Origin of the sequence: Plastoroseomonas arctica, assembly GCF_018128965.1 — a bacterium.
GTDB lineage: Bacteria > Pseudomonadota > Alphaproteobacteria > Acetobacterales > Acetobacteraceae > Plastoroseomonas > Plastoroseomonas arctica.
In genome coordinates this window covers 1-7,752 of record NZ_JAAEDH010000044.1, presented here as the reverse complement: position 1 = coordinate 7,752, position 7,752 = coordinate 1, and the positions used below count along the sequence as shown (strand labels likewise).

The 7,752-nt window shown below is 71.2% G+C and carries 10 protein-coding genes; 6 read left to right on the top strand and 4 right to left on the bottom strand.

Annotation, left to right across the window (positions count from 1 at the left end):
- Positions 1-629, bottom strand: a 629-nt coding sequence (locus GXW79_RS21180; RefSeq protein ID WP_211876448.1) for a DNA translocase FtsK 4TM domain-containing protein, incomplete at its 3' end; no start/stop codon positions are given.
- 67 nt (positions 630-696) lie between these two features.
- Positions 697-1,359: a class I SAM-dependent methyltransferase gene (locus tag GXW79_RS21175; protein WP_211876447.1), complete on the bottom strand. Its 663-nt coding sequence runs from the start codon at positions 1,357-1,359 to the stop codon at positions 697-699.
- Positions 1,360-1,457: 98 nt separating this feature from the next.
- Between GXW79_RS21175 and GXW79_RS21170 the strand changes: the two genes are divergently transcribed.
- From GXW79_RS21170 to GXW79_RS21155, 4 genes are all read left to right on the top strand, one after another.
- Positions 1,458-2,792: a PQQ-dependent sugar dehydrogenase gene (locus tag GXW79_RS21170; protein WP_211876446.1), complete on the top strand. Its 1,335-nt coding sequence runs from the start codon at positions 1,458-1,460 to the stop codon at positions 2,790-2,792.
- Positions 2,793-2,890: 98 nt separating this feature from the next.
- Complete coding sequence (locus tag GXW79_RS21165) at positions 2,891-3,301, top strand: PRC-barrel domain-containing protein (RefSeq protein ID WP_211876445.1); 411 nt, start codon at positions 2,891-2,893, stop codon at positions 3,299-3,301.
- Positions 3,302-3,375: 74 nt separating this feature from the next.
- On the top strand, positions 3,376-3,867 hold the full coding sequence (locus GXW79_RS21160; RefSeq protein WP_211876444.1) for a YciE/YciF ferroxidase family protein: 492 nt from the start codon (positions 3,376-3,378) through the stop codon (positions 3,865-3,867).
- A gap of 127 nt (positions 3,868-3,994) precedes the next feature.
- A complete protein-coding gene (locus tag GXW79_RS21155) occupies positions 3,995-4,591 on the top strand; it encodes a malonic semialdehyde reductase (RefSeq protein WP_211876443.1) in 597 nt (198 codons plus the stop codon).
- Between the two features lie 40 nt (positions 4,592-4,631).
- Here GXW79_RS21155 and GXW79_RS21150 read toward each other — a convergent pair whose 3' ends face one another.
- Positions 4,632-5,357, bottom strand: a complete 726-nt coding sequence (locus GXW79_RS21150; protein WP_211876442.1) for an SDR family oxidoreductase — start codon at positions 5,355-5,357, stop codon at positions 4,632-4,634.
- 102 nt (positions 5,358-5,459) lie between these two features.
- On the opposite strand from GXW79_RS21150, the gene GXW79_RS21555 reads away from it, so the two are divergent.
- Together GXW79_RS21555 and GXW79_RS21135 are read left to right on the top strand one after the other, a co-directional pair.
- Positions 5,460-6,380, top strand: a complete 921-nt coding sequence (locus tag GXW79_RS21555) for a LysR family transcriptional regulator (RefSeq protein ID WP_367614984.1) — start codon at positions 5,460-5,462, stop codon at positions 6,378-6,380.
- A 141-nt stretch (positions 6,381-6,521) separates the two neighbouring features.
- On the top strand, positions 6,522-7,079 hold the full coding sequence (locus GXW79_RS21135) for a transposase (RefSeq protein ID WP_211876440.1): 558 nt from the start codon (positions 6,522-6,524) through the stop codon (positions 7,077-7,079).
- Positions 7,080-7,090: 11 nt separating this feature from the next.
- On the opposite strand, the gene GXW79_RS21130 is transcribed toward GXW79_RS21135, so the two are convergent.
- Positions 7,091-7,752, bottom strand: a 662-nt coding sequence (locus GXW79_RS21130; protein ID WP_211876439.1) for a hypothetical protein, incomplete at its 5' end; no start/stop codon positions are given.

Here is a 7,752-nt window from a genome sequence, read left to right as displayed (position 1 = left end):
CTGGCGGCGGCATTGCCGGCGACCCGCGCACCATCGACCGCCACGCGCCCGGCGCCGCGCCACTCCCGGCCCGACAGGCCGCAGCCGAGCAGGAAGGCGCCGAGCGCGCCGAGCCCCACCGCCGCCTGCCCGACCACCGCGCCGAACGACCCGAAGCCCGATTCCAGACCTTCCACGACGAAGGTGGCGACCGGCGGCCCGATGGCGCCGCCCGGCAGCGAGACCAGGCCGGCGAGCGGCAGCAGCACCGCCGCCGCGGCGCCGAGCGGGAGCGCGAGCAGCAGCCCGATCAGCCGCAGCGCCACCAGTCCCAAGCCGCGATGCGTGGCGAGACGCCAGGCCCAGGCCAGCGCCGCCGCCACCGGCAGCCAGGCCGCCACGCCGAAGCCCTGCAGCAGCACGTCCGACGCGATCGCCCCGGCCGGCCCGGTGAGGTTGCGCGTCGCGCGGTCGGTCGCGGTGTTGAGCGAAGGATCGCCCGGATCATGCGTGACCAGCGCCACGGCCAGCGCCAGCGCGGCCAAAGCGAGCACCAGCCCGATGGATTCCTGCACGCGCCGGCGCAGCACCGTCCGCACCGCGGGGGAGGCGAAGCGGCGGGATTGCGCGGGCGATGTGATCTTCGTCATGGCGGGCCCAGCTTGATTGAAGCGCGGCCGCAGTTCTAGACCCGATGCCGCTGGAAAGGCAGGAATTTCACGCTGCGCCCAGCGACCCGGCCTTCTGGATGATCCATTTGGGCGCCTCGATGCGCAGTGGCCGCTCCACGAACCCCGCGAATTCCCGCGCGGCCTGCATCACGCCGGGCCAGCTCGGGTGGTAGTCGTCGCCCACCAGGTGCCCGCCCGCCTCCAGGATCGGCCAGTAGTCCCGCGCATCCTGCAGCACGCTGGCATGGGCGTGGTCGCCGTCGATGTGCACCAGCGAGGCGGTCACCCCCAGCCGTCGCAGGATCGCCGCCGCGCCGCTCGCCGTCTGCGGCATCGGCACGACGAAGCCCTGCAGCCCGGCGGCCGCCACGTTGCCGAGGAAGGTCGCGTAGAGGTCGGGCATGCCGTGTCGCGTCGCGAACAGCCCCTCCCCGCCCCAATGCTCGGGCGAGCCGAGGAAGGTGTCGACCGCGATGACGCAGCCATCGATCCCGCCATCGCGCAGCCGCCCGGCCATGGCGATGGTCGACTGCCCCTTCCACACGCCCACGTCGATGATGACCCGCGTTCCCGGCGCGGCGGCCAGGCGCAGCAGCGCGGGGTGGTCGCCGTTCCAGCCCTGCACGGCGGCGGCATCGGCGGCGGGTGCGACGCCCGCCCAGATGTCGGCGCCATGCAGCCTGCCCATGATGTCGGCGAACACGGCCATGCGGATGTCCCTGCGGCCGGCGGCGCCCCGGCGGCGGTGACGGCGGTGAACCTTATCGCATGGCCGGCGTTCCAGCCGTATCCCCGGAGATACGCACCATGCGCAGCCGCAATGCCCTCATCCTCACCCTTGTCGTGATCGCCGGCGCCGGCACGGTCGGACTGGTCGCCTGCACCGAGCGCGCCAGCCTGCCGCTCGAGGCCTCGTTCGGCCCCAACCCCACCCTGCCGCCGCCCGACGCGCGCCTGATCCCGACCGTCAACATCGCCCCGGCGGTTGGCTGGCGCGACGGCGCGCGGCCGACGCCGGCGCCGGGCCTCGCGGTCGGGCCCTTCGCGACGGGGCTTGACCATCCGCGCAACCTGCTGGTGCTGCCCAATGGCGACGTGCTGGTGGCCGAGAGCAACGCGCCGCCGCGGCCCGATGAAGGCCGGTCCATCAAGGGCCTGGCGATGCAGGCGGTCATGGCGCGCGCCGGTGCGGGGGTGCCGAGTGCCAACCGCATCTCCCTGCTGCGCGACGCCGATGGCGACGGCGTCGCCGAGACGCGCGTCGTCTTCCTCGACAACCTGAACTCGCCCTACGGCATGGCGCTGATCGGCGACCAGCTGTTCGTGGCCGATACCGACGCGATCCGCCGCTTTCCCTACCAGGCCGGCCAGACGCGCATCACCGATCCCGGCACCCGCATCACCGAGCTGCCGGCCGGCACGCGCAACCATCACTGGACCAAGAACCTGCAGGCCTCGGCCGATGGCCGCACCCTGTTCGTGGCGATCGGGTCGAACAGCAACGTCGCCGAGAACGGCATCGCGGCGGAAACCGGCCGCGCGCAGATCTGGGCGGTGGACCCCGCGACCGGGTCCGCCCGCCCCTACGCGACCGGCCTGCGCAATCCGGTGGGCATGGCGATCGCGCCGCGCCCGACGCCGGTGCTGTGGACGGCGGTGAACGAACGCGACGAGATCGGCTCCGACCTGGTGCCGGACTACATGACCTCGGTGCGCGAGGGCGGCTTCTACGGCTGGCCCTACAGCTACTACGGCCGCACCATCGACACCCGCGTGACGCCGCAGGACGCCTCGCTCGTCGCGCGCGCGATCGTGCCCGACTATGCGCTGGGCGCGCACACCGCCTCGCTTGGCCTCGCCATCACCGAAGCCTCCGGCCTCCCCGCGCCCTTCACCTCCGGCGCCTTCGTGGGGCAGCACGGCTCGTGGAACCGCCGCCCCGCGAGCGGCTACCGCGTGATCTTCATCCCCTTCGCCGAGGGCCGGCCGAATGGCGCGCCGGTCGACGTGCTGACCGGCTTCCTCGATGCCGACGGCAATGCGCGCGGCCGCCCTGTCGGCGTGACGCCGGATGGTCGCGGCGGCCTGCTTGTCGCCGACGACGTGGGCAACGTGATCTGGCGGGTCAGCGCGGCGCGCTGACCAACACCGCGGCGCGAGACGCATCACAGGCGCGCGTGCGGGCACAACCCCGCCGCGTGGGGCGAGTTTTCCCTCCACACCCCCAAGGGAGACACGCCATGAGCGAACCAATGAACGACCACAGCCTGATTTCCTCCGACCGCGTCGAAGGCACCAGCGTCTACAACACCGCCGGCGACAAGCTCGGCTCGATCCACACGTTGATGATCGAGAAGACCTCGGGCCATGTGAGCTACGCCGTGATGTCCTTCGGCGGCTTCCTCGGCCTGGGCGAAAGCTACCACCCGCTGCCGTGGAACCAGCTGCACTACAGCACCGAGCATGACGGTTACGTCGTGGCGCTCACCGAGGAGCAGCTCAAGGGCGGCCCGCGCTACGAGACCGCGAACGAGTCCGACTGGTCGCGCGACAACCGCAGCTGGCCGACCGTGGTCGACAGCTACTACGGCACCGCCGGCGCCGACCTCGGCGGGGTGGGCCCAATGGCCGATCGCACCCGCCGTCTCTGAGCGTTCCCCTACTGCGCGGCGTCGGGCAACCGGCGCCGCGTTTCCATGTTCCCCCACCTGACGGAGACACCATCATGCAGACGCTCGACCAGCTTTTCCTGAGCCAGCTCAAGGACATCTACTACGCCGAACGCCAGATCCTGAAGGCGCTGCCCAAGATGGCCAAGGCCGCCAACAGCCGCGCCCTCGCCGATGCCTTTACCCAGCACCGCGTGCAGACCCAGGGCCAGGTCGAGCGCCTGCAGGAAGTGTTCGAAATCCTCGGCAAGCGCGCCCAGGGCGTCACCTGCGAGGCGATCAACGGCATCATCGAGGAATGCGAGGAGCTGCTCGACGAGGACAAGGACGCGTCCCCGGTGCGTGACGCCGGCCTCGCCGCGTGCGGCCAGGCGGTCGAGCACTACGAAATGGCGCGCTACGGCACGCTCGTCGCGTGGTCGAAGAAGATGGGCGCGACACGCATCAGCGAACTGCTGCAGCAGACGCTCGATGAAGAAAAGAAGACAGACCAGGACCTGACGTCTTTGTCGGACCAGATCCTGTCCGAGAACAAGAAGGCGGCCTGATCGCCTTCGTATGGGGCGGCTTCGGCCGCCCCATTGTGCCTGGTGATGACCGCCATCGCGCATGCTGCGTTTGCGAACGGCGTCTCGCCCCCATACTGTGGGCTTCCCTTCGGAGAAGCCCCGACCCATGCCCGAACTTCCCCCGCTCAGCGACGCCAGCATCGACCAGCTCTTTCGCGAGGCGCGCACCCAGAACAAGTGGCTCGATCGGCCGGTGCCGGACAGCCTGCTGCACGAGATCTGGGACATCGCGAAATACGGCCCCACCTCGGCGAACTGCTCGCCCATGCGCGTGGTGTTCGTGCGCACCGGCGAGTCCAAGGCGCGCCTCAAGCAGGCGCTGTCGGCCGGCAATGTGGAGAAGACGATGACCGCGCCGGTCACCGCCATCGTCGCGCATGATCCGCAATTCTACGACAAGCTGCCCTTCCTGTTCCCGCACGCCGATGCGAAGTCCTGGTTCACCTCCTCCCCGGCGCTGGCCGAGGTGACGGCGTTCCGCAACGGCACGCTGCAGGGCGCCTACCTGATGATCGCCGCGCGCGCGCTCGGTCTCGACGTCGGCTCGATGAGCGGCTTCGACAATGCCAAGGTCGATGAGCTGTTCTTCGCCGACACCGGGTTCAAGTCCAACTGGCTGATCAACATCGGCTATGGCGACCCCGAGGGCCTGTTCCCGCGCAGCCCGCGCTTCGGCTTCGACGAAATCGCGAAGGTCGTCTGACCGCGATCCGGGGGGCGTATCGCCCCCCGGGTTTTCCGCCTCAATGCTCGGCGAACTGCGCTTCGGCCGCCTTCGGGTCCTTCCGCCAGATCGCGCCGATCTGTCGCGACGTCGCGTCGGGGAAGATGTCCTCCTCGCCCGCCGCGATGCCTGCCACGATCGCCTCCGCCACATCGGCCGGGCTGGTCTTGGCCATGTCGAGGCTCGCGGCCATGTCGGTATCGACCGGCCCCGGGAAGATGCCGAACACCGCGATCTCCTTGGCCTTGAGGCTGCCGCGCAGCGACTGCGTCAGCGAATGCGCCGCCGCCTTCGAGGCGCTGTAGCCGGCCGCCCCCGGCATCGCCGCGACGGCGACGATGGACAGCAGGTTGGCGATGCCGCCGCCGCCATTCCTCTCGATCACCGGCGCGAAGCCCTGCGCCATGGCGAGCACACCATAGAAATTCGTCGAGAAGTTGCGCTCGACCAGGGCGTGCGGTGCTGACAGCGCATCGCCGAAATCGGCGACGCCGGCATTGTTCACCAGCAGCGTCACGTCGCCGGCGCGCGCGACCGCGGCGTCCACCTGGCCAGCATCGGTGACGTCGACGACGAGGGCGACGACCCGCTTCGGATCGAGCGACACGACCGCGGACAGCGCGGCGGCGTCGCGCCCCGCCGCGTAGAGTTTTTTCACGCCCGCGGCGAGCAGCCGCTCCACGATGGCGCGGCCGATTCCGCGATTGGCGCCGGTGACCAGCGCGACGGCATGTTCGACGTTCATGATGGCAATCCCTGAAAAGCGTGGAGGATCCACGCGTTGGAGCCTGTGTAGGCCGCGAAAACCGATGGCAAAACCGCAAAGCCGCCATGATACTGATGCGGGATCTGCACGAATGGAGCTTCGCCGCTGGACCTCGACGCACTGCGCCTGCTGATCGACGTCGCCCGCCATGGCAGCTTTGCCGAGGCCGCACGGGCGCGCGCCACCGACCCCTCCTCGGTCTCGCGCATCATCGCGGGTCTGGAAGCCGCACTGGGATTTCGGCTGTTCCAGCGCACCACGCGGCGCCTCACGCTCACCGAGGCCGGCGCGCTCTATCTCGACCGCGCCACGCCGCTCGCGGAATCGCTCGAGGAGGCGGCGGACGAGGCGCGCGCCAATGCGCGCGGACCGGTCGGCACGCTGCGCCTGACCACCTCGGTCGCCTTCGCCCAGATCCGCCTTGCGCCGCTGCTGGCCGAGTTCCGCGTCCGCTTCCCGGCCCTGAAGCTGGAGCTGCTGGCGACCGACGCTAAGCTCGACCTGGTGGCGGAGCGCGTGGACCTCGCCATCCGCCTGGCACCGGAGGCGGGGAACGACTTCATCGGCCGGAAGCTGTTCGCCGCGCGCTACCGGGTGGTGGCGACGCGCGCCTACCGCCAGGCGGCGCCGGCGTTGGACCGGCCCGAGGACCTCCGCCGCCATCGCTGCCTGCGCTTCATCCTGCCCGAATTCCGCAGCCGGTGGATGTTCCGCGACGCCGCCGGCCTGGTCACCGAGGTGCCGGTCGACGGCGACATCACGCTCTCCAACGCGCTGGTGCTGCATGGCTGCGCGCTGGCCGGGCTCGGGCCGGCGCTGCTGCCGGAATGGCTGGTTGGCGCGGACCTCGCGGCGGGGCGGCTGGTGGATTGCTTTCCCATGCTGGAAGCGGGCGGCGGCAGCTTCGACAGCGCGGTGTGGCTGCTCTACCCGAGCCGCAAATACCTGCCGAACAAGGTGCGGGTGACGGTGGATTTCCTGACAACGCTGTTGAAGAAGTGAGCAAGGGCGGGGGGACACCGCGTGTCCCCCCGGACCCCCGGCATAACCGCCCTGGATGAGGGGCAGCAAGGCAGCACCAGGCATTTGCTTGAAACTGGAATAAAATCCTAGTATGGTCCTTCGTCGATCAGGGAGTGCCGGATGCCGCACTACACAGCGCCCCACGCCTTCGCGCCGCTCAGCGATGCGGAGTTCGCCGCCCTCGCCCCCTACCTGCATCGCGAGGGGCCGGGGCGGCCGATCGACCAGCCGCGCGAGACGCTGGACGCGATCTTCTCAGCCCTGCTCTCCAACAACCGCTGGTCGCACCGGGGCGAGAAGCACGACACGCTGCACCGCCGCTTCCGCCGCTGGGCGCATGCCGGGCTGTGGACGCGCCTGCTGACCGATGCCGCGCGCAGCAAGGCGCTGAGGCCGCTGCGCTACCGCATCTGCCGCGCCTACCGGGCGGCGATCCGCGTGCTGGGCGTCCATGCCATCGCGCTCGCGCGCCGGCTGGGCTTCCTCACCGCGCTGCCCGGCCCGCCCTGGATGCTGCCCGACCCGATTTTGTCCGAAACCGTCACCGCCTGCTTCAAAAAACTCATACCCATTGACCGGCTGCCGGATCGGAGCCTGATCCCGCTGCTGCGCACCCTCCGCGCCCTGCTTCGCACCGCTGGCGGCCGCCGCATCCGCCGCTGCCTGGCCCCACCATGAGCGCGTGCGGCCTAGCGCCGCCCCGGCACCGCCCAGCGCGCCAACCCCCACACCGCGATGGCGGCGAACACGCCCGCCACCGCATCCACCGGCGCGTCGTCGCCCACCGCCACGCGCCCGGCGCCCGCCGCGATGCCGACCAGCCCGCCCAGCACGGCCATCGGGGCGCCGCCGAGCACGCCGAACAGCCGCCCCCAGACCAAGACGGCCCAGAACACCGGCGCGGCCGGGAAGCGCGCCGTGCCGACCCAGCCGAGGAACCCCTCGCCGGGCGCCGCGTAGCTCGCGAGCAGCGCCATCAGCGCGAAGTACGCGACGGCAAAGAGCATTGCCGCGCGCAGCCCGGCGCCGGCGCCGCCACGCGCCCAGGAGCCGAGCACCACCGTGCCGCCCACCAGGCACAGCAGCGTCGGCCGCGTGAGCACGGCAAGGTCGGCCGCGACCTCCGGCGCCCAGCCGGGCCGCTGCGCCACCCAGGTGGAAAGCTCGACGAAGGCGACCTTGCTCCAGGCAATGCCGACGCCGTCGCGCAGGGCCGCGACCACCAGTGCGAAGCCGATGGCGCCGGCCAGCATCTGCAGGAAGCCCGGCCAGCGGCTGCGGCGCGCGACCAGGGCGGGCGCGGCCACGGGTGCCGCGCTCCAGGGCGAGGGCCCGCGCGGCGGCCCGGGGG

Excerpts from the sequence above, each read along its gene's own strand:
- GXW79_RS21165 (WP_211876445.1), top strand. The coding sequence starts at position 2,891 with ATGAGCGAACCAATGAACGACCACAGCCTGATTTCCTCCGACCGCGTC.
- GXW79_RS21150 (WP_211876442.1), bottom strand. The coding sequence starts at position 5,357 with ATGAACGTCGAACATGCCGTCGCGCTGGTCACCGGCGCCAATCGCGGA.
- GXW79_RS21175 (WP_211876447.1), bottom strand. The coding sequence starts at position 1,359 with ATGGCCGTGTTCGCCGACATCATGGGCAGGCTGCATGGCGCCGACATC.
- GXW79_RS21155 (WP_211876443.1), top strand. The coding sequence starts at position 3,995 with ATGCCCGAACTTCCCCCGCTCAGCGACGCCAGCATCGACCAGCTCTTT.
- GXW79_RS21135 (WP_211876440.1), top strand. The coding sequence starts at position 6,522 with ATGCCGCACTACACAGCGCCCCACGCCTTCGCGCCGCTCAGCGATGCG.
- GXW79_RS21160 (WP_211876444.1), top strand. The coding sequence starts at position 3,376 with ATGCAGACGCTCGACCAGCTTTTCCTGAGCCAGCTCAAGGACATCTAC.
- GXW79_RS21170 (WP_211876446.1), top strand. The coding sequence starts at position 1,458 with ATGCGCAGCCGCAATGCCCTCATCCTCACCCTTGTCGTGATCGCCGGC.